1 protein-coding gene is annotated in these 458 nt (G+C 77.5%); it reads left to right on the top strand.

The genetic code is table 11. From position 1 onward, the window contains the following. Positions 1-5 precede the first annotated feature (5 nt). Positions 6-458 (top strand): C-terminal helicase domain-containing protein (locus F8M74_RS37230; protein ID WP_256368050.1); only part of this gene is annotated, 453 nt, incomplete at its 3' end.

Raw genomic sequence — 458 nt, 5'->3', positions numbered from 1 at the left:
GCACCCTGGTCTTCGTCCGGACCCAGCGGGACGCCGACCGCGTGGCCGAGTCCCTCAGCCGCGCGGGCGTGCCGGCCGAGCCGCTGCACGGCGGGATGCCGCAGGGCGCCAGGACCCGGGCACTGGCCGGTTTCACCGACGGCTTCTACCGGGTGCTCGTGGCCACGGACGTCGCCGCCCGCGGCATCCACGTCGACGGCATCCGGCTGGTCGTGCACCTCGGCCCGCCGGAGGATGCCAAGACCTACCAGCACCGCGGCGGGCGGACCGCGCGCGCCGGCGCCGAGGGCGCCGACGTGCTGGTCACCCTGCCCGCCGAGCGCGGGAAGGTCCGCGGGCTGCTGCGCGCGGTCGGCATCGAGGCACGCCCGGAGCCGACCACGCCGAACGACCCCATCGTCCTGGAGCTCGCCGGCCCGCCGGCCCCCCGGGTCAGCAAGGACGAGATCCCGCAGGCC

This window comes from Myxococcus sp. CA023, from assembly GCF_010998615.1.
GTDB lineage: Bacteria > Myxococcota > Myxococcia > Myxococcales > Myxococcaceae > Myxococcus.
The sequence above is the reverse complement of the archived record's forward strand: the minus strand, read 5'-3'. Positions and strand labels throughout refer to the sequence as shown.